At 57.6% G+C, this 18,058-nt stretch carries 19 protein-coding genes and 1 tRNA gene; 10 read left to right on the forward strand and 10 right to left on the reverse strand.

Annotated elements, in window-relative coordinates; translation table 11 throughout:
- Nucleotides 1-285: 285 nt before the first annotated feature.
- From JXQ78_RS00005 to JXQ78_RS00020, 4 genes are all read right to left on the reverse strand, one after another.
- The gene (locus tag JXQ78_RS00005) at nt 286-1,122 is read right to left on the reverse strand and encodes a carbohydrate ABC transporter permease (protein WP_330631420.1); all 837 of its coding nucleotides are present in this window, start codon (nt 1,120-1,122) and stop codon (nt 286-288) included.
- Entirely contained in the window at nt 1,119-2,021 is a 903-nt protein-coding gene (locus tag JXQ78_RS00010; RefSeq protein ID WP_330631421.1) for a carbohydrate ABC transporter permease, read from the reverse strand. The genes JXQ78_RS00005 and JXQ78_RS00010 overlap by 4 nt, the downstream gene beginning before the upstream one ends.
- A gap of 5 nt (nt 2,022-2,026) precedes the next feature.
- A complete protein-coding gene (locus JXQ78_RS00015; protein ID WP_330631422.1) occupies nt 2,027-3,313 on the reverse strand; it encodes an ABC transporter substrate-binding protein in 1,287 nt (428 codons plus the stop codon).
- A 167-nt stretch (nt 3,314-3,480) separates the two neighbouring features.
- Nucleotides 3,481-4,113 carry an alpha/beta hydrolase gene (locus JXQ78_RS00020; protein ID WP_330631423.1) on the reverse strand — a complete coding sequence of 211 codons (633 nt, stop codon included), beginning with the start codon at nt 4,111-4,113 and terminating at the stop codon, nt 3,481-3,483.
- A gap of 273 nt (nt 4,114-4,386) precedes the next feature.
- Between JXQ78_RS00020 and JXQ78_RS00025 the strand changes: the two genes are divergently transcribed.
- From JXQ78_RS00025 to JXQ78_RS00035, 3 genes are all read left to right on the forward strand, one after another.
- Nucleotides 4,387-4,662 carry a hypothetical protein gene (locus JXQ78_RS00025; protein WP_330631424.1) on the forward strand — a complete coding sequence of 92 codons (276 nt, stop codon included), beginning with the start codon at nt 4,387-4,389 and terminating at the stop codon, nt 4,660-4,662.
- Nucleotides 4,659-5,096 carry a type II toxin-antitoxin system VapC family toxin gene (locus JXQ78_RS00030; protein WP_330631425.1) on the forward strand — a complete coding sequence of 146 codons (438 nt, stop codon included), beginning with the start codon at nt 4,659-4,661 and terminating at the stop codon, nt 5,094-5,096. The genes JXQ78_RS00025 and JXQ78_RS00030 overlap by 4 nt, the downstream gene beginning before the upstream one ends.
- Nucleotides 5,097-5,284: 188 nt before the next feature.
- On the forward strand, nt 5,285-5,725 hold the full coding sequence (locus JXQ78_RS00035) for a UPF0179 family protein (RefSeq protein ID WP_330631426.1): 441 nt from the start codon (nt 5,285-5,287) through the stop codon (nt 5,723-5,725).
- Here JXQ78_RS00035 and JXQ78_RS00040 read toward each other — a convergent pair whose 3' ends face one another.
- The 3 genes from JXQ78_RS00040 to nikR all read right to left on the reverse strand — a co-directional run bounded on the left by JXQ78_RS00040 (nt 5,726) and on the right by nikR (nt 7,553).
- Complete coding sequence (locus JXQ78_RS00040; RefSeq protein WP_330631427.1) at nt 5,726-6,514, reverse strand: M14 family metallopeptidase; 789 nt, start codon at nt 6,512-6,514, stop codon at nt 5,726-5,728. It lies immediately after the preceding gene.
- Nucleotides 6,515-6,642: 128 nt separating this feature from the next.
- On the reverse strand, nt 6,643-7,122 hold the full coding sequence (locus JXQ78_RS00045) for a DUF309 domain-containing protein (RefSeq protein WP_330631428.1): 480 nt from the start codon (nt 7,120-7,122) through the stop codon (nt 6,643-6,645).
- Between the two features lie 2 nt (nt 7,123-7,124).
- Complete coding sequence (gene nikR, locus JXQ78_RS00050; RefSeq protein WP_330631429.1) at nt 7,125-7,553, reverse strand: nickel-responsive transcriptional regulator NikR; 429 nt, start codon at nt 7,551-7,553, stop codon at nt 7,125-7,127.
- A gap of 101 nt (nt 7,554-7,654) precedes the next feature.
- Between nikR and JXQ78_RS00055 the strand changes: the two genes are divergently transcribed.
- The 4 genes from JXQ78_RS00055 to JXQ78_RS00070 all read left to right on the forward strand — a co-directional run bounded on the left by JXQ78_RS00055 (nt 7,655) and on the right by JXQ78_RS00070 (nt 10,751).
- Nucleotides 7,655-7,738, forward strand: a tRNA-Leu gene (locus JXQ78_RS00055).
- A gap of 105 nt (nt 7,739-7,843) precedes the next feature.
- Nucleotides 7,844-8,680: an MOSC domain-containing protein gene (locus JXQ78_RS00060; RefSeq protein WP_330631430.1), complete on the forward strand. Its 837-nt coding sequence runs from the start codon at nt 7,844-7,846 to the stop codon at nt 8,678-8,680.
- A gap of 43 nt (nt 8,681-8,723) precedes the next feature.
- A complete protein-coding gene (locus JXQ78_RS00065) occupies nt 8,724-9,518 on the forward strand; it encodes an inositol monophosphatase family protein (protein WP_330631431.1) in 795 nt (264 codons plus the stop codon).
- Nucleotides 9,519-9,587: 69 nt separating this feature from the next.
- Nucleotides 9,588-10,751 carry a DUF63 family protein gene (locus tag JXQ78_RS00070; protein WP_330631432.1) on the forward strand — a complete coding sequence of 388 codons (1,164 nt, stop codon included), beginning with the start codon at nt 9,588-9,590 and terminating at the stop codon, nt 10,749-10,751.
- Here JXQ78_RS00070 and JXQ78_RS00075 read toward each other — a convergent pair.
- From JXQ78_RS00075 to JXQ78_RS00085, 3 genes are all read right to left on the reverse strand, one after another.
- A complete protein-coding gene (locus JXQ78_RS00075; RefSeq protein WP_330631433.1) occupies nt 10,748-12,442 on the reverse strand; it encodes a YcaO-like family protein in 1,695 nt (564 codons plus the stop codon). The genes JXQ78_RS00070 and JXQ78_RS00075 overlap by 4 nt on opposite strands.
- A gap of 103 nt (nt 12,443-12,545) precedes the next feature.
- Nucleotides 12,546-13,358 (reverse strand): transcriptional regulator TbsP, encoded by an 813-nt coding sequence (gene tbsP, locus JXQ78_RS00080; RefSeq protein WP_330631434.1) that lies wholly within the window; start codon nt 13,356-13,358, stop codon nt 12,546-12,548.
- Between the two features lie 79 nt (nt 13,359-13,437).
- Complete coding sequence (locus tag JXQ78_RS00085; RefSeq protein WP_330631435.1) at nt 13,438-15,087, reverse strand: hypothetical protein; 1,650 nt, start codon at nt 15,085-15,087, stop codon at nt 13,438-13,440.
- A gap of 157 nt (nt 15,088-15,244) precedes the next feature.
- On the opposite strand from JXQ78_RS00085, the gene glyA reads away from it, so the two are divergent.
- The 3 genes from glyA (at nt 15,245) to JXQ78_RS00100 (ending at nt 18,016) form a co-directional block, all read left to right on the forward strand.
- A complete protein-coding gene (glyA, locus tag JXQ78_RS00090) occupies nt 15,245-16,492 on the forward strand; it encodes a serine hydroxymethyltransferase (RefSeq protein ID WP_330631436.1) in 1,248 nt (415 codons plus the stop codon).
- Nucleotides 16,493-16,593: 101 nt separating this feature from the next.
- The gene (locus JXQ78_RS00095; RefSeq protein WP_330631437.1) at nt 16,594-17,487 is read left to right on the forward strand and encodes a tetrahydrofolate dehydrogenase/cyclohydrolase catalytic domain-containing protein; all 894 of its coding nucleotides are present in this window, start codon (nt 16,594-16,596) and stop codon (nt 17,485-17,487) included.
- 1 nt (nt 17,488) lies between these two features.
- Nucleotides 17,489-18,016, forward strand: coding sequence for an NUDIX hydrolase (locus tag JXQ78_RS00100; RefSeq protein ID WP_330631438.1), 528 nt, complete (start codon nt 17,489-17,491; stop codon nt 18,014-18,016).
- The last annotated feature ends 42 nt before the right edge of the window (nt 18,017-18,058 follow it).

Here is an 18,058-nt window from a genome sequence, read left to right on the forward strand (position 1 = left end):
CTGATGAATTCTCAACTGACCGACCGTGATTCAACATGAGATACCAACAGCTGTTTGCTAGATGCGGTTAGTCAGTTCTGTGAAGCTCGACCAACCAAGTGGGTTCTACAATACTAGAGCTACTAGTTTCATCCGTGCACTCCGGCTAGCCTCACGACGGATTTTTGAATCCGAATATGACTACGATAACCACCGCGAGCGGCCTTTTTCATCAACGTTTTTTCCGGGAAGGGTGAGCTATGCTCACCCCTCCAGCAAAAAAGGTTGGAATAAAAGGTTTTGGCCTTATTGCTTCACAGCCCCAGCCGTCATCCCGGACGCAATGTGCTCTTCGAGCACCGCAAACAACAGGAGAATCGGAAGAATCCCGAGTACCGACACCGTCAGCATCATCCGCCAGTCCGTCTGTAACGCGCCAACCATCGAGAAGACGCCCCGGGGGATATTGTACTTTGCACTGTCGGTGAGAAACGTGAGAACGAACAACAGCCGATTCCAGGCGTACAAAAACGTGTACGTGACGCTGGCGACCAGCGCCGGCTTTGAGATCGGCAAGACGATTTTGGTGAGAACCTGGCGCTGGGTTGCACCATCGATCCGCGCTGCATCCTCCAACGCGACCGGAATCGTCTGAAAATAGCCGTACAACATCCAGATGTTGAAGGGAAGCGTAAACGCCGCCGCCGGGATGATCACCGCCAGATACGAATTGAACAGACCGAGCTCGGTAATGACGTCGAACAGCCCAACGATCAACACCACCGGCGCAAACATCTGCACAACGAGCACCGAGAGCAGAAACGTCCGCTTGCCAACGAAATCGTTTCGGGCACAGGAGTAGGCCGCCGGGATTGCAAGCACGAGCGCCAACAACACCGTCCCAACGGAGATGATGACACTGTTGAGAATCCAGAGAACGACATCCGTGGATCCCCACACTGCTTGATAGGCCCCAATTGAGACGGCGTCCGGCGTCAGCGTCGCCGGTGTTCTGAACAGCTCCGCCTCTGACTTGAGCGTGCTCGAGAACATGACGTAAAACGGCAACAACACCACCCCGAGCAGCGCGATCAAGATTCCATACACCCGAACGGTCCGAAGGGAGTCCTGAATGGTAGTCACAGATCATCACCAGCGTAAACGCGAATATACACCAGCGCAAACATCAGCAACACGAAAAAGCCAATGACGCTGTAGGCCGCACCACGACCCATGGCGCCGTTTTCGAGCCCAACCTGGTAGATCTGGATGACCAACGTGGTGGTGGCGTTGAGTGGCCCGCCACGAGTCATCGTCCAGATGACATCGAAGCTCACGAACGTCCAGATCGTCGACAACAACGTGGCAATGAAAAGAACGCCTTTGAGCTGGGGCAGCGTGATATACCGGAACTGCTGATACCGATCTGCGCCATCAATGGAGGCTGCCTCATACAGCTCGACCGGAATCGACTGGAGCCCGGCGAGAATGATGATCGCCATGAACGGCGTGCCGATCCAGATATCGGCGACGACCACGCCCAACAGCGCAGTATCAGGATTACCGAGGATCCCAACACCCTGCTCAATGACTCCGAGCTTCAAAAGAGCTGCATTGAGCGCGCCGTACTGTGGATGCTCGATCCATCGGAATACAACGGCGGATATCGCATACGGAATGCCCCAGGGGATGAGAAACGCGGTTCTGAAAAATTTCTGTCCACGAACGTCTGCGTTGAGAGCAACCGCGATTAACAGTCCCAGCAGGGTTTTTCCCAGAACGCCGGCCAGCACCCACTTGCCGGTCCGATAGAGTAGATCGTAAAACGCCTGATCGGTCAGAATTGCTTCGTAGTGGGTCAGTCCCACGAACGTCTCCGTGGCAGTACTCGCTTGCGACTGATAGAGCGACAGCCGAAACGTCTCGACAATCGGGTAGCCGACGACTGCCAGCAAAAATACTGCCGCAGGTGCGATCAACAGATAGGCCCACCGGTGTTGGTGGACGTATCTGAGCCTCTGTGAGCGAAATACGCGCCCCATCGCGATCACCCAGCGTTCATCATCGACATGAGATCTTCTTGTGCTGCATCCAGGGCGGCCTGTGGCGATTGTTCGCCACCGACAGCCTGCTGAATCGCCAGCACCATCCGATCGTTGAACTCGTTGAAATTCGGCAGCTTCGGCCGAGTGCGGGCGTACTGACCGGCCTCGATGAATGGACCCCACACCGGCGAATCCGCAAAGTGCGCTCGTTCACCCACGGATTGCATGACCGGCATGAACCCCTTCTGGCTGGAGTACTCAAACCGCCGCTCTTCATCGTAGTAAAACCGGATTAGATCCTTTGCCAGATCCTTCGCCTCGCTCTGAGAGAAGATCACCAGGCTGTCGACGGTGTTTAGACTGTATCGCCCCGCAGGCCCCTCTGGAACCTGCACAATGCCAAACTCAAACCCTGCATCATTCTCCTGAATATTGAGACCGGCGTAGGCGTGGGCGATCACCATTCCAAGCGAGCCGCTCTCGAACAGCTCACGAATGTCCTGTCTGGTCGACGATAGCGGCGAGGGCTGTGTTACTCCGTGTTTTTGATGGAGATCAGCGTAGAACGACAACCCCGCCACGCCCTCCGGAGAGTTGACAACGGGAGCACCGTCATCGTCGACGAGATCTGCGCCGTGAGACCAGTGATAATGATAGTACTGTGACCCCGTCTCGATTGCGTCAGCTCCTGCCAGCCCCAGTGCGTGCGTGTCCGTTTCGTTCGTGATCTGCGTTGCAGCTTCAAGCATCTCATCCCAGCTGTTGAGAGATGGTTTCTCCGGGTCCAGTCCGGCGGCTTCGAACACATTCTTATTGTAAAACAGACATTTATTCGATGCCGCCCACGGAACGCCGTAGTATGAGCCCTCATACGTACACCCTTCAGCCATTCCCTCGTAGAACTTATCGTAGAACGACCCTTGCATCAGTTCATCGAGCGGCTCGATTGCCTCTTTACCCACGAGCTGTGGAATCCATCGAGCTGGCCAGCGACCGACATCTGGTGCCTGATCGCCATCCACTCGGTTGTTCACCGTCTGTTTCGCATTGTCCCAGGTGACCGAGGTCAGCTCGAGACTGATATCGTGTTCTTCTTCAAATGCCGCCGTGGTCTCATCGAAAAATCCCTGGATGTTGTCGCCGACCCCCATAGTGAGCAGTTGGATATCAGCGTCACCACCGTCTGAACCAACGAGATCACCCATACACCCGGCAATGAGCACGGCCCCGCCACCGCCAATAGCCTGGAGCAAACGACGACGATCGAACCGATTGGTATCTGTAACCATCCTACAAACATATATGAGCAAACCTATTTCAAAATATTGTATTAGTACTTATCTATCTATGAATTGGTTTCTATATGGGTGACAATTGTGTCCACACGTGATGAGGTGGTGGGAGCGATATCGCAGGGTATTCGATCGATGATTGAGTTGTGCTGGGCGGTCTCAGATTACTCGGGCAAAAATTCGATCGTCTCCTCGATGACGTGCTCGTAATCGCGCAAGAGGGAGTGATTTTCATCTGGGAGCACCACGAGTTCGCCGTTCGTCAATCCCGCAGCGAGCCGGTCGGCACTATCGACTGGAATGTTGTCGTCATCGCCCTGGAGAATGCGCGTTGGGATGTCAACGTCGAATTCCTCAGGAGTCACTGTCGACACGTGCTCCCACGCTTCATCGGGCACGTTCTCGGAGCCTTCCACGAGAACGGCGGGTGCCCACAGCACGAGTCGATCGACAGCTTCGGGGAGATGCTCTAAGGCAACCTTCCCACCAAGACTTTTTGCGACGACGGTGATCGTTGAGCAGCCTTGCTCAACCAGAAAATCGACGCTCGCGGCCAGTTCTCTTCGAAACTCCGCATCAGACTTGTGCTCAAGATCGCCAGGGAGCCACGTCTCGAATCGGGCGACGTAATTGCCCTGCGTGGCTGCGGCCCTGGAAAATCTGAGAAATACGTCACCGAACGGCCCGTGGCCAGCACCCGGAACGAGCAACACGCCACGATCTGATGGTTCTTCGGGCGTGTTCAGCCGTCCAGGATACGCGTTGTCTCCGACTGTCAGGGTAACGTCTTTCGACATCGTTTGAAAATCTACAAAGCCACAGCTACAAAATACTTTCGGATATCTTACATTTAGAGTTCCAAATATATAACGTTGTTGGCCATCCGAGCAACATGACTCTGTAATCGCCGTCCACGATGGGGGGATGTCCTCACTGGAATATCACCACTACCGTGGGAACAAAGTTACCCACGACGAACGAGGGTGTCCTCAAACGTCCGATCACCAGTCTTGAGTGGATTGCCTCCACATTGTAGAAACATTTACCCAGAAGAGGACACTACTATTAATATGGCAACATCGGTCAAGATGGACGACGATACCAAATCACGGCTTGAGCGCCTCCAGGCAGAGATCCGTCTGGAAACCGGCAAGCGAGTAACGCAACAGGAGATTTTGGCTCGACTTGTCGCCCGTGCGATTGAATCGAAAGCTGATCTGATTGATTCGTTTCGGGACAACCACGCTCCACTCGATAGCGATGCCCGCGAGCAGTTTCATTCGGGCATGATTTCATCGGGACGGACGACGACCGAAGACGACATTGATGACATTCTGTACGGATGAGTGTCTTCGTCGATACTGGTGTGTTCTTTGCACACCACGATACGGATGCGGAACGTCACGATGAGGCTGTCAGCGCGTTAGAAGCGCTCATTGAGGGCGCGTATGGACAGCCGTATACGAACGATTACGTTCTCGACGAAACTGTCACACTCACACGGGCTCGAACGAACTCCTACTCGGCAGCAGATACCGTTGCTTGCCGGCTACTCGGTGAGGATTCGTTTCCGGAACTGTTCGATCTCCTCGTCATCGAACCCGATGATATTTACCCAGTGCTACAGACGTTTCGACAGTTTTCCGATCACGACCTCAGTTTCACGGACGCGTCGATCATCCACCATTGCGAGAAACGAGATATCGACGCCGTGCTGAGCTTTGATTCTGATTTCGATGGACTCATCGAACGCATCGATCCAGCTTCGAACATCTACTGAGCGAGACCGGCTTCTGTCACTCAATCGCATCAACCGCTTTGGATCACTGGGCAAAACGATTCACACTGCGTGCATGGGGAACGATGTGCAGCGCAGAGCACACGAACAGCGGGATGGAGAGGTTGTTCTCGTTGATAGTCGCCTACCCGAACGGAAAAACGGTTGAATGTAGAGCGCATACGCGTGGTATGGCCGTCACACTCATTGGAACCCGACTCGCCGAGGAGGGTCACGAATTCGTCTATCAGGGCGAGGCCCCCGCGTGTGAAGGCTGTCCATACCGGAACCAGTGTTTGAACCTCACCGAAGGGGTCCGATACGAGATCACCGCTGTCCGCGATTCGAGTACGCTCGATTGTGGCGTCCACGATAATGGTGTCACTGCCGTCGATGTCGAACCGACGACCGTCGAGGCAAACGTGCCATCAACGGGCGCATACGCCGGCTCGAACGCACAGCTCGAAGGTTCGTGTCCCCACACCGACTGCCCGAGCCATCCATACTGCGAACCAATGGGCGTGACGTTCGACGAATCCTATCAGATAACGGATGTAATCGGCGAGCCGCCACACGATTTCTGTATGCTCGACCGCAACCTCACACTGGTAGAACTGGATCCCGACGCCTGATTACAGCGTGCCCGATCGATCGGCTGCGTAGCCCAGTTGGCGCTCGTAGCCGTGCGAGCTCATCAATACGGGATAAAACGGCTCATCCGCCTGGCGCTGTTCGTCATCGATCGTCACGAACGGCGTCCCGGGCTCAACACGCTCGAAATTCTCGACGTGAACGGAATAGGTTGATTCAGGATCTTTCGGAATTTGACGGCGCAGTTCATACACTGGAATTGTTCCAGGATTCGGCAACGTCTCTACGCCATCCGTGATCGCGCCGGTGGCGGTCAAAAATTCCTTGATCAGCGTGACCGCGTTATCGGCCGCGGTGGGTGACCCCTGCATCCCACACTCAACCTCGATAACGTCTACGTAACCGACCAGTGTGTTCTCAACGAAGCCTCCCGTCTCTACCAGTACGTCGATCGATAACTGCGGACAGATACGACGCGCGAGATGTCCGGTCTCATCGACGATCGCAAACGGCCGATTGTACGACTGCGTCGAATGCATCGACAACGTGGTGCAGTCGCTAATCTCAGCCAACAACTCGTGTGCAAGCCGCGTCTCGTAGGCATCGGCCCCCGGGTCGCCAGGAAACTCGCGATTCAAATCGGTCTCCGTATACCGGACTCCTCGCGAAAGCGCGCGCTCGTTGGCGATGATGAACTTCACCGGCCGATCCACCGATGGTGGATCGGCGAGCACTCGCTCTATCGCCTGCGCGCCACACGGCTCATCACCGTGTATCGACCCAACGACCGCGAGGTCTGGCTCCCCCTCGCCCAACTGTTCTACGCGCATGTGTTGGTGTACCACAGACCCCCTAATCAATCATGCGGTTTGTTGTCGCTCAACGCATATCCGATGATTGGAGTGTCTTCTGGGAGTTTAGGTCTTAATGTATCATAAATTTATCTATATCCGGCAAGCTACTCGTCGTCGGCGAACGCGAAATCAGCCGGTCCTGGTTCAGGCTGTATCCCGTCGAGGTCGATCTGTTGATCCTCGAGGACTGCTGGATCCTCTAGCGCTTGCGTGAGCATGATTCGGACGCCACGCACGTCGACCCCATAATAATCAGCTGGCGTGTCGGCGAGATACTGCAATGCAGTCGAGAACAGAGAGCGCATCCCGGCAGGATCGTCGAAATCATGATGTTTGTACGCTCCTGCGGCTACCTGTACCATCCCGTGGAGGAACGCGCTCTCGGTTGACCCTCGACCGTAGTTGTACCACTCGCCCTCGAAACAGTCGTGTGACTCGTGAAATGCGCCGCCGTTGTAGAGCCTGACGCCGTGAACGACGGCCTTGCGGAGCGAGGGATGGACCCAGCCACCACCATCAGGAGCCCAGCCGGTGGGTGAGCCCTGCAATGGCGGCGCAACGTCAGCGTCAGTGTGGTCGTCCATGCCTACTCGGTTTCGAGTGTGGGATCGAATGCATCGACTGGAAACACGGAGTAATCGACCGAGAGGGTGTTCTGTGTGGCACGAATTTTTCCAACGAACGTGGAGATCGATTCGAGCGTCCCCTCGAGGACGAACAGCTCCATGCAGTGTTCATCGCCGACGTGGTTGTGAATGTTCGAGGCGACCAGATGCTCGTGTTCGTGGCGTAGTTGCATCATCCGCTGTTCAACGTCGCTGGTTTCGTAGTTGAACAACACCGTGACGACGCCGAGCAGCTCTCGATTCTCAAGTTGCTTATCGTCAAACTCGCTGAGGAGATTCCGTGAGGCTTCGCGAACGATTTCACTGCGGCCGGTGTAGCCGTGCTCTTCTGCGAACGCATCGAGTCGTTCGAGCAGCGAGTCCGGCATAGAAACGCTAACGACGGTCATTATTCTCTAGTTTGGCGTGCGATTCTTAGACCTTCGTATCTCTGTGCTGTGAGGTCTGGTTCGCAACGTTTTAGCCATCGCGGCAACGAAGGATAATTCGTGCGAGGGTAGCCAAGTCTGGAAACGGCGGCGGACTCAAGATCCGCTCCTGTAGAGGTCCGCAGGTTCAAATCCTGCCCCTCGCACTCACACCAACTGAGTGCAGCAAGAACGCTCACGGGAGCCAGTTCTTGCCCTCGCAACAATTCTTCCAGCGTAACACTGAGTAGTGATACCCTTGAGTCTCTACCATGCAGCCAACGATCGCACGGCTCGATTGCTATCCTGTCAAATCTCTTGATGCGGTTACCCTTGATTCGGCCCGGTTGAGTACGGGAGGTGGCCTCAAACACGACCGAGCGTGGGCGATCGTTACCTCTCCGGCTGGAGAGCCCCTTCCCGAACATGATCCCGGAGCCGGTGGTGTGTATTGTAACGGCAAGCAAACGCCGGCCGTTCATCGACTGCGATCGACCGTGGATCTGGCGGCTGAAACCATCGCAATCCGAGAGACGACTGCGACGAGCACCGAGCAGTTTTCACTTGACGACACCACGGCGCTGAACGCGTGGCTGAGCGACTTCTTCGAGCAGCCGGTGAGCGTCCGACGAACGGACGACGTGGGCTATTTCGACGATCAGTCGCTCTCTGGTCCAACAGTCATTTCGACGGCAACGCTGGAGACAGTGGCCTCGTGGTTCGACGATATCAATGTCGCCGAGATGCGCCGGCGGTTCCGTGCGAACATCGAGATCGGTGGCGTGTCGCCCTTCTGGGAGGATCGACTGTTTGCAGATCACGGAGAGCATGTCGCCTTCCGCATCGGTGACGTGGCGTTCGAAGGCCACAATCCGTGCCAGCGCTGTGTAGTCCCGACGCGCAATCCTGACACTGGCGAACCGACGCCGGGATTCCGTGAAACGTTCATCAGGAATCGTAAGCGAACGCTCCCCGAGTGGGTGAGCAGTGAGCGATTCGATCACGCCTACCGGCTGATGGTCAACACCCGCGTGCCAGAATCAGAGTGGGAACAATCGATTGCGGTGGACGATCCGGTCGAAATCATCGGAATACATTCCACAGAGTGAATCGCCGACGGAGCTTTGTCCGAACGGACCCACAGCCCAGCGTATGGCAGATCGTACGCGACGAGTCGAAGTGGCCCTCCGTGTGGCCCAGGCAGGCGCAAGCGTGGCGATGGATTCCTATCGCGAGGAGATCGCCACCGAAACGAAGTCCGGACCGACCGATCTCGTCACAGAGATCGACCGCAACACACAGGCCCGTATCGTCGAGCTGCTTGGCGAATCGTACCCTGACGAGCCGGTCATTGGCGAAGAAGCCGACGCGCGCAAAACCGTCCCAGACTCCGGTGGAGCCTGGATCGTTGACCCGATCGATGGCACAAGCAACTACGTACACGGCACGAGAACCTGGTGTGTCAGCGTCTGTTGTGTGATCGATGGAGTGTGTGTCGCAGCGGTCAATTGCTTTCCGGCGCTGGGTGATACCTACGTCGCTGGGCCAGAAACAATCGCTCGCAACGACGAGCCCATCGGCGTGAGCGACACGTCGTCGCTGGCCGGCGCAACGATCACGCCAGCACTGTACGGCCACGACGGCCCATCGGAAGACGCAGCCGCCTTAGCGACGATCGTCGAGCAGTTCGGCGACGTGCGCTATGCGGGCTCGACACAGGCACATCTCTCCCGGGTCGCAAGCGGGGCCATCGACGTGGCCGTCTCCAACGTGAACCATCACCCCTGGGACACCGTCGCCGGCGCGTATCTCGTCAAGCGCGCCGGTGGCACCGTCACGGATCTGAACGGTAATCCCTGGGATTACACCGCGAAAAGTCTCGTTGCCTCAAATGGCGACCTCCACGAGAAAGCACTGGCTATCGTCGGAGCTGCCCTGGACGGATAACGTGTCAGTAATACCAACACTGTGGATCGGAACTGTAAACAAGCACCGCATCGGAAACAGGGCAACTGTATGGATACGACCGAGGACACAGATTCGTCGTCGCGAACCGAGCGTGCGTGGGTCGCGCTTGCGGTTGGTGGGCTGGCGGCGCTGATCGGCGGGAGCATCGCGTTCCCGAAGGCGGTGTACGATCGATTCATCTGGAAATTTTTCTGGGGTCCAGTGTACGCTGACGCACACAACGCAAGCTGTGCCGTGCGTCACGATGGCGGCGTCACACTGCTAGGAAATGAGGCGTGTCTCACAGCAAGCGGCACCGTCGCCGAGCCGGGCTACACGGTAGTGTCCGAGATCGGCTACGCCGTCGTGTTGATCTTCATGCTGGTCGGCGTGTTAATCCTGCTCAGACGGCTGGCAATCGGCCGCGATCGACGCCTCTTTTTCGGGCTGGTGCCGTTCATGTTCTTCGGCGGAGCGCTTCGCGTCGTCGAAGACGCGAACAACGCCGCAATCAGCGTCGGCAGTGACCCCCTCCTCGACTATCCGCTCAACGTGTTGTTCATCAGTCCGATCATCTATGGAGTGGTGTTTCTCATCACGCTCGGCTCAATCGGTGTCGGCCTCGGCCTCGTCAGGGCTGGTCGCATCGAGCGCGAACGGTACCCGCTCATCGTGGGGCTACTCGGAACGCTCGCCCTCGCGTTGTCGTTGCTGCTAACGGTCCTTGAGGTGGTATCGATTCAGGAACTGCGACGATCGATCGGCTTCTATCCACAGCTGCCAGCGGTCGTGATCGGTCTCTCAATCGTGCTGTCACTCGTCATCTACTGGAGTCTCGATCAGTTCGCCCCATCGGTCAACGAAGGCACGCGTCGGATCGGACTGGTCGTGATCTTCGGCCAGGCGCTCGATGGTGTAGCAAACGTCGTCGCCGCCGACTGGTTGGGCGCACTCGGGCTTGGCTTTCTTGGCTACGAGCCAAAGCATCCGGTCAACGAGTTCATCATCTCTACCACCAGCCAGCTGGTACCGCCCTCAATCGTCACTGCCATCGGCGAATCCTGGCCGTTCTTGCTCGTCAAGCTCATTGCCGCAGTCCTCGTCATCTGGCTGTTCGACGACCGGATCTTCGATGACAGTCCTCGCTATGCGCTCTTGTTGTTGATCGCGATTACCGCTGTGGGGCTCGGCCCCGGCAGCCGCGATATGCTCCGTGCTACCTTTGGTATCTAGGGGTAGGGATGGTGCTCGCGCTCGAGTCGTGGATCGAATCCAAGTGACTTTGGCACAGTACGGGCGCGATCGCCGAAATACGGTGAATCAATGAACAGCGGTTGGGCAGACGGAACGAGAACGCGAACGGCCTCGAATCCCAGCGTCCGGACATCCACCGTCGTGAGACTGGTTGCGTACGCCGAAAGATCCGCCGCGTGAAGCCGGTCGAGTAGCAAATCAACCGGCGACGCCGCTTGCTCCGGTGCAACGCTCGTGATCGGAACCGATTGATCGGGCGAGACGAATTCTGCAATTGTGGCGGGACGAGCGGCGAAATGACCGATTCTGCCGCCGGCTTCCGTGGCGCGTGATTGACCCATCCGTCGCAGTTCTGTGAAATTCTGTATCGCTTCAGTTCCTGCTGAGACGGCCGCCGCAATCGGGTCCAGATCGGCTGCCAGCCCGAGTGCGAACGCGGGCCACTCCTCATCCGATCGGTGCACCGCAACGGCCACAACCGGAATATCAACGTCCTGTGTCAACAGCGTCGCCGTCACCGACAGGCCAGTGGCCTTCGCACGACGCCGAAGCGTCCCAAACCGCTCGTCTTCGATCGAAAGCCCGAGTGGCTCATAGCTTGAGTACCACGCGATGATCGCCGCGTCGCGTTCGATGATCTCGGTGAGTCCGGCGACAATCGCCTCGGTGTGGTCGTTTCCGAGGCCAAGCCCGGTCGTGATCGTGGGTCCATCACTGTCGTACGGAAAGAAGACGTGCTCGGCCGGCAACGATACCGTCCGGTCTGTCCCGAGCTCTGTCCCCGGCACCCACTCGATTGGCTCAGTGTCGTTGTGGTCGCCTGGATGGACGAATGCCGACGGCACGACAGCGTTCGGTTGATCGACTGGTCGTCCGGAAACGAGCCCATCGCGCTTGTAAACGCCGGCGCAGTAGCGCTCGAGTGATTCGCCGAGTGCTTTCATGAACGCCTCGTTCCAGTCAAGGGCAACGCCGGCTGCCTGCTTGCTTGCCTGCTGGCTGCTAAATGCCGTCGTCGAACCGAGCTGGGTGAGATAATACGGGACCGGGAATGATTCAATCTCTCCAACTTCCGAGATGATTCCGAGCCGGGGATCGACCGCCCGCTCGGCACGTTCGAGCGATTCTTCGAGCGATCGGTCGAGGCGTTCGTCCGAGAGCATCCACCGCTGGTGGTCAGTGCACGAACAGCCGGGCACCGCCAACAGCCGACGCGTTGCGTGGGGCTGCTCGAGTACTGCGCCAAGCGGCGAGTCGTCCCCATCGAGCAATTTCACTGCCTGCGTACCAGCGAGCGCACCACCGAGGTGTGCCGTCGGGGGATGTACTGACGGAGACTGTTCGACCGTGTCGTCTGCTATCTGCGAATCGACTCGACGGTGTAAACAGTCGAAACACGGCGTTTTTGGACCAAATCCAGTCACAGCAAACGCCACAGATCCAATCCCAATTCCACCGACACCGCCGAGCTCGAGTGCGATCCACTCACCCGTGAGCTGCTCGCTCGCTCGTTCGAACCGCTCGTCGCCGACCGAACCGATGATTACTGAAAGTGCCGGCGACTCGATGGTCTCGACCGAGTCGTGACGCGTGACCGACTCACCGGATTCTGTGAGCGACTGGACAACGCTGTCGGCTGGAACACCACCTCCGACGATACTGATTGTCATACTGTAGGTCTCGAACCAGTGTCCCAAAGAAATGCGGATTCGGCGATCGAGGCCGGGTGAGTAATAGGCGTGCGAGTCACCCCACCGGCACTACGCTGTGTCGTTACGACGCAATCAGACTCTGGGCGACGTTCGCCAGATCGTCCGAGCTAGTTTCCTGGAGTCGGTCGTCGCCAAGAACGAGACGGAGACGTGGGCGACCAACGTCGATTGGAACCTTCTCAGTGTCGACGAGACCCATCTCTTCAAGACGGGTTTTCGTGCGGGAGAACGTCGCTTTGCTGGCGATCCCAACGTCCTCGCCCCATTTGCTGATATCGTACAGCAACTCTTCGTTTTTCGCAGCGACGAGCAGACTGATCGTCACTTCATCCAGGCCATCGCCGTTGCCACGAGCGGTCTCAAGCGAGGTCAGCACGCCGTCGAAGTCATCAGCAACGTCGGTACCGATCTCATCGGAGAGCGTCGATCGAACCTGCGTGATCGGTGGCGTGCGGAGCTTGAACGGAGCTGCGTCCTCCCAGGCGGCCGCGTACTGGTCACGGGCTGCCGAAACGAACTCGTCGTCGTCCGTAACGAGGCCGGCCACGTTCCCCCCAGCAGAAACGACAGCGGTGACGGCGTCGTCGGAGACGACAAGCGTGTTCGTCGGACCATCGTACGTCCGAAGTGCAAGCCGATCAGCGTCGATCATATCAGCCGCAGTAGAACCAACGATGAAATCATCGAGCACGTCCTTCAGCACTCGCTCGCCAGCAAGCAATCGAACGGAGACGTCCTCTGCCGATTCAATTGCTGGAATTGTCACTTCCAATATCTCACGGGATGGATTGATCAGATACAGTTCACCCGAAGCCTCACCGAGGACGGCCTCAAGTAGTCCTTCGACACCGGTTTCTAGTATGTTCGAACGCATCGGTGATGAATATTTATATCCTCTTCCTATTTAATATCTGCGTTATCCAAAAACCGAAGACCGTTTCGGCCTGAAAAAATTATTCATGGCTTGACAAAAACTGCCGGGCAAGGTCATCGGCCCACTCAAGCGATTCGTCGAAAATGACTGGACATTCGAGTGATTTGAGTACTCGTGGGATATCTTCTTCGGTTAGTTCCGTCGTCGCCTGTGTACCGGTCAGCCGCGGCCAGAGTTCGAACGGTGCAGTATAGCTCCCACCCGGATGTCTGTTGGCGGCGACGGAGTAGCTGAGTTTGTACGTGTTTCCCGTCTTTTTGAGGCGCGCGAGTCCGACAGTCGAATCGCTCAGTGAGTAGGTTCCATCACCGACGACCGCATAATCGGTGCTCATGGTGATCTGACGACGAGCGAGCTGCATCGCCCGTTCGATACCAAAGCCCGAAACGAACAGGCGTGCAAACGTCGTCCCGACCTTGATGGCTGGATTGTTGAGCACCGTCCTGAGCGTGACGCCCCCAGCGATTGCACCCTGTTCGACGAGTGCTTTACCCTGATAATACGATCCACAGGCGTTGAGAAAGAAGGTTCTCGTATTGATTGACCCGAGCGATTGGATATCGAGTGCACCGTCGGGACACTGGAGTCCATCTTTCTCACAGTGACCGATGAAATGGACGAAATCGTTCGTCTGCTCGAAGATTCCAGCGAGCTCGTTCACCGAGACGGACCGATAGCGGGTCGTTACCTGATCGTACTCGTCATACAGTTTCGCGACGGCTTCGTACTCGCCGTCCATCATCGAATCGTTCAACACGACGGTAATGTCGAGTGGCTGTTCGACAGGCGGTGTACCGAGACGGTTGCGATACGCTCCAAGCGACGGCGTGAACGCGTCGGCTGGCACTTCATCTGCGAGCCAGCCGTGAAGGTCGGCCGGCTGGAGCTTTGGCGAGACGATTTCGACCGTGTCCACCTCGCCGCGGTAGAAATCATCGAGCGCGCGATCCAACAGCTCGCTCTGATCTAGCTCGTCTGCGTCTGGCGGATAGATCAGACTCAGATCGTCGAGCAAAAACGGCAGACACGGGATCATGTCCGCAGTCGGTGTCACATACGTTGAGAGGTGCCACGACGGCAGATGCGACATGATCGTTGCCTGCTTTACGCTGAGATACGCCCGGAGGCGCTCGGTCGGCGTTGCTTCTCTGAGCTGCGTGCCGTCGAGGCCCATCGTATCGAGATACGACTGTTCGTAGGGGGGTTCTTCACCCGGCACATCGCGAACGAGACAGTCCAGAAAGAAGATCCGGCGCAACAACGCCGCGACCTCGTATTTCAGATCCGGCAGCTGTCCGAACGTTTTGCTCAGTCCTGGCGCACTCAGGCGCGGTGGGTCGTGACCAATTCTGACTGTCGCACCGAGATAGTACGCCAGGGGTGCCACGACGAACAACTCCGTATATCGCGCGGGAACGTCAATGACGATCTCCGTCTGTGGAACGAGTTGTCGCACGCGCGTCGGAATGTGCGTATCGGCCCCAAACTCTACGAGGGGCGGGTGCGTACGGTAATCAGGATGCGAACGCTCCGGACCAGTGCTGGACAGCCCCGCGGAGAGAACCGAGATGGCTGTTGCAGCGCCTTCTGGCGATTTTGGAACGGTGAACGTGGCCGGCGTAAACGGCTGCGTACCCGACTGGTTCCCTCCGAGGAGGCCCCGGCTCATACCAGTAACTGGTATTGTTAGAGAAATATATAGGTACCGACTCCGGAAGTATACTCGTACTACATGGGAATTAATTCTACATAAACATATGTCTGTCGTCACCGGCACCTGACGGCCAGACGAGCAACTTATAGTGACGCCAGCAACGATTTCGCACATGGAGTACGACACCGTCCGGGAGACGGACCCAGCGGTTGCCGACGCACTCGCGGGTGAACTCGAACGCCAACAGGAGACCCTGGCGATGATTGCCAGCGAAAACCACGTGAGCCCGGCCGTGCTCGAAGCACAGGGCAGCGTGCTCACGAACAAGTACGCCGAGGGCTATCCCGACGCGCGATACTACGGTGGCTGTGAGTACGTCGACGACGTAGAACAGCTCGCAATCGACCGTGCGAAGTCGCTCTGGGGAGCTGAGTACGTCAACGTGCAGCCCCACAGCGGTTCGCAGGCCAACATGGGAGTGTATCTCGCGATGCTTGATCCGGGCGATAAGATCCTTTCGCTCGATCTGACCCACGGTGGCCATCTGAGCCACGGTCATCCGAAGAATTTCGCGGGACAGCTCTACACCGTCGAGCAGTACGAGGTCAATCCCGAGACCGGTCGCATCGACTACGATGCGCTGGCCGAACACGCTAGTGAGTTCGAGCCGGACGTCATCGTCTCGGGCTACTCCGCGTATCCCCGAACGGTGGATTTCGAGCGGATTCAGGAGATTGCGAGCGATGTCGGATCGTATCATCTGGCAGATATTGCACATATTACCGGGCTCGTTGCTACGGGAGATCATCCCTCGCCGGTTGGAATCGCTGATTTCGTCACCGGTTCGACGCACAAGACGATCCGTGCGGGCCGGGGCGGCATCATCATGTCGTCAGAAGAACACGGGGATGCGATCGACAGCGCAGTTATTCCAGGGATGCAGGGCGGACCGCTCATGCATAACATCGCGGGCAAGGCGGTTGGCTTCGGTGAAGCGCTCACGCCAGCATTCGAGGAGTACGCCGCACAGGTTGTCGACAACGCAAGTGCCCTTGCCGACCGGCTCCAGGAGCATGGCCTGCATCTGGTGTCGGGAGGTACCGACACGCATCTCGTTCTCGTCGACCTCCGCGAGTCACACCCCGATACGACCGGCAAGGACGTCGAAAAAGCGCTCGAAGCTGTGGGGATCGTGCTGAACGCAAACACCGTCCCTGGAGAAACGCGGTCGCCGTTCGTTGCCAGCGGCATCCGCGCCGGAACGCCCGCGCTCACCACCCGCGGATTCGAGGAACCAGCAATCGAGACGGTTGCGGACTGTATCGCCAAGATCGTCGATGCTCCTGGCGATGCTGCGGTGCACGCAGAGGTTGCCGACACGGTCGAAACGCTCTGTGCCGAACACCCGCTTTACGAGTGAGCAGGTGAGCACCCCATGATCGTGCATAATTTAGCCTGAATTTCCCTCGGAATACGCATCCATTCGGGAGATTGAAGTATGATCGCGGTGGCGTTCCAACTATGACGCGAGTTCTCGATGGCAACGCAGTCGCCACATCGATTCGTGACGGGCTCTCTACGAGCATCGATTCGCTTGGTGAGCAGGGTGTGACACCGGGGTTGGCGACGGTGTTGATGAGCGACGATCCGTCCAGCGAGACGTACGTTTCGATGAAACAGCGCGACTGTGAAGAGGTAGGCATCAACGGAATCCACGTCGAAATCGACGTGGAGGCTCCTGCCGAGGAGCTATTGTCGACGATAGCGGAGCTCAACACCGATCCGGCAGTGAACGGGATTCTCGTCCAGCTACCACTGCCCGATCACGTTGACAAGCGTGCGGTGTTGCAGGCGATCGACCCGATGAAAGACGTTGACGGCTTCCATCCCGAGAACGTTGGACTGCTCGTCGCCGGCGAGCCCCGCTATAAGCCGTGTACACCACACGGCGTGCAAAAGCTGCTCGAAGCAGCCGATGTCGATCCCGATGGTGCCGATGCTGTCATCGTTGGGCGATCGGATATCGTCGGCAAGCCCCTGGCGAATCTATTGTTCCAGAAACAACAGGGTGGCAACGCGACCGTCACGGTCTGTCACTCGCATACGGATGATCTGGCGGCGAAAACGAGCGCGGCAGACATAGTGGTTGCCGCCGCCGGCGTGCCGAATCTGATCGACGAGACGATGCTCGCAGAGGGTGCGACGGTGATCGATGTTGGCGTCAACGCCGTCGATGCCGACACAGAAAAGGGCTACCGCCTCACTGGGGATGTGGATTTCGAGCGTGCAAAGTCGGTTGCGGACGTGATCACGCCGGTTCCGGGTGGCGTCGGGCCGATGACGCGCGCAATGTTGCTTTACAACACGGTGAAAGCGGCCGGGCTCCAGCACGACATTTCAGTCGACCTTCCGTGAGATGGACGCAACACTGACGCGTTCTGCCATTCGGGAACAATACGGCGAGGTGCCAGAAAATCACACCGAACGGACGCTCGATCCGGACACGTACGAGTCGCTCCAGAACCGGATCGAGAGACCGTGGGGTGTCGGTGGCCTCGTCTGGACGCCTGCTGCAGTGGTGTTGATCCACGAGGACGGCCAGTGGAAAGCCCCAGGAGGACGCCTTGAACGCGGCGAATCTCCAGAGGAGGGGGCCCACCGAGAGATCCGCGAAGAAACCGGACTCACCGTTCGCATCGACGGCCTGGCCGCAATCGATCGATTGTGCCACACGAACGAGGCGACGAACGAGGCGTTCGATTTTCACTTTCTCATGTTCGACTGCACCCCAGCATCCGATTCACTCTCGACGTCGCCGGGGCTTGCCGACGAGGAGATTGAAGCGGTCGAGTTCCACGAAACGCTCCCGGAAGAAACGTATCGTCGTGAGCTGCTATTCTCGTTGCTCGGAGATCGGTGGGAGGCCAGCAGCGAGTCGAGCTAACGGGGCGAACGCTTACTAGTGTCGGACAACGAACTGGATAGT

Source organism: Halocatena halophila, from assembly GCA_027563145.1.
GTDB classification, from domain to species: domain Archaea; phylum Halobacteriota; class Halobacteria; order Halobacteriales; family Haloarculaceae; genus Halocatena; species Halocatena halophila.

Coding starts and splice junctions, on each gene's coding strand:
- JXQ78_RS00010 (WP_330631421.1), bottom strand. CDS start 2,021: ATGGGGCGCGTATTTCGCTCACAGAGGCTCAGATACGTCCACCAACAC.
- JXQ78_RS00015 (WP_330631422.1), bottom strand. CDS start 3,313: ATGGTTACAGATACCAATCGGTTCGATCGTCGTCGTTTGCTCCAGGCT.
- JXQ78_RS00020 (WP_330631423.1), bottom strand. CDS start 4,113: ATGTCGAAAGACGTTACCCTGACAGTCGGAGACAACGCGTATCCTGGA.
- JXQ78_RS00025 (WP_330631424.1), top strand. CDS start 4,387: ATGGCAACATCGGTCAAGATGGACGACGATACCAAATCACGGCTTGAG.
- JXQ78_RS00030 (WP_330631425.1), top strand. CDS start 4,659: ATGAGTGTCTTCGTCGATACTGGTGTGTTCTTTGCACACCACGATACG.
- JXQ78_RS00035 (WP_330631426.1), top strand. CDS start 5,285: ATGGCCGTCACACTCATTGGAACCCGACTCGCCGAGGAGGGTCACGAA.
- JXQ78_RS00040 (WP_330631427.1), bottom strand. CDS start 6,514: ATGCGCGTAGAACAGTTGGGCGAGGGGGAGCCAGACCTCGCGGTCGTT.
- JXQ78_RS00045 (WP_330631428.1), bottom strand. CDS start 7,122: ATGGACGACCACACTGACGCTGACGTTGCGCCGCCATTGCAGGGCTCA.
- nikR (WP_330631429.1), bottom strand. CDS start 7,553: ATGACCGTCGTTAGCGTTTCTATGCCGGACTCGCTGCTCGAACGACTC.
- JXQ78_RS00060 (WP_330631430.1), top strand. CDS start 7,844: ATGCAGCCAACGATCGCACGGCTCGATTGCTATCCTGTCAAATCTCTT.
- JXQ78_RS00065 (WP_330631431.1), top strand. CDS start 8,724: ATGGCAGATCGTACGCGACGAGTCGAAGTGGCCCTCCGTGTGGCCCAG.
- JXQ78_RS00070 (WP_330631432.1), top strand. CDS start 9,588: ATGGATACGACCGAGGACACAGATTCGTCGTCGCGAACCGAGCGTGCG.
- JXQ78_RS00075 (WP_330631433.1), bottom strand. CDS start 12,442: ATGACAATCAGTATCGTCGGAGGTGGTGTTCCAGCCGACAGCGTTGTC.
- tbsP (WP_330631434.1), bottom strand. CDS start 13,358: ATGCGTTCGAACATACTAGAAACCGGTGTCGAAGGACTACTTGAGGCC.
- JXQ78_RS00085 (WP_330631435.1), bottom strand. CDS start 15,087: ATGAGCCGGGGCCTCCTCGGAGGGAACCAGTCGGGTACGCAGCCGTTT.
- glyA (WP_330631436.1), top strand. CDS start 15,245: ATGGAGTACGACACCGTCCGGGAGACGGACCCAGCGGTTGCCGACGCA.
- JXQ78_RS00095 (WP_330631437.1), top strand. CDS start 16,594: ATGACGCGAGTTCTCGATGGCAACGCAGTCGCCACATCGATTCGTGAC.
- JXQ78_RS00100 (WP_330631438.1), top strand. CDS start 17,489: ATGGACGCAACACTGACGCGTTCTGCCATTCGGGAACAATACGGCGAG.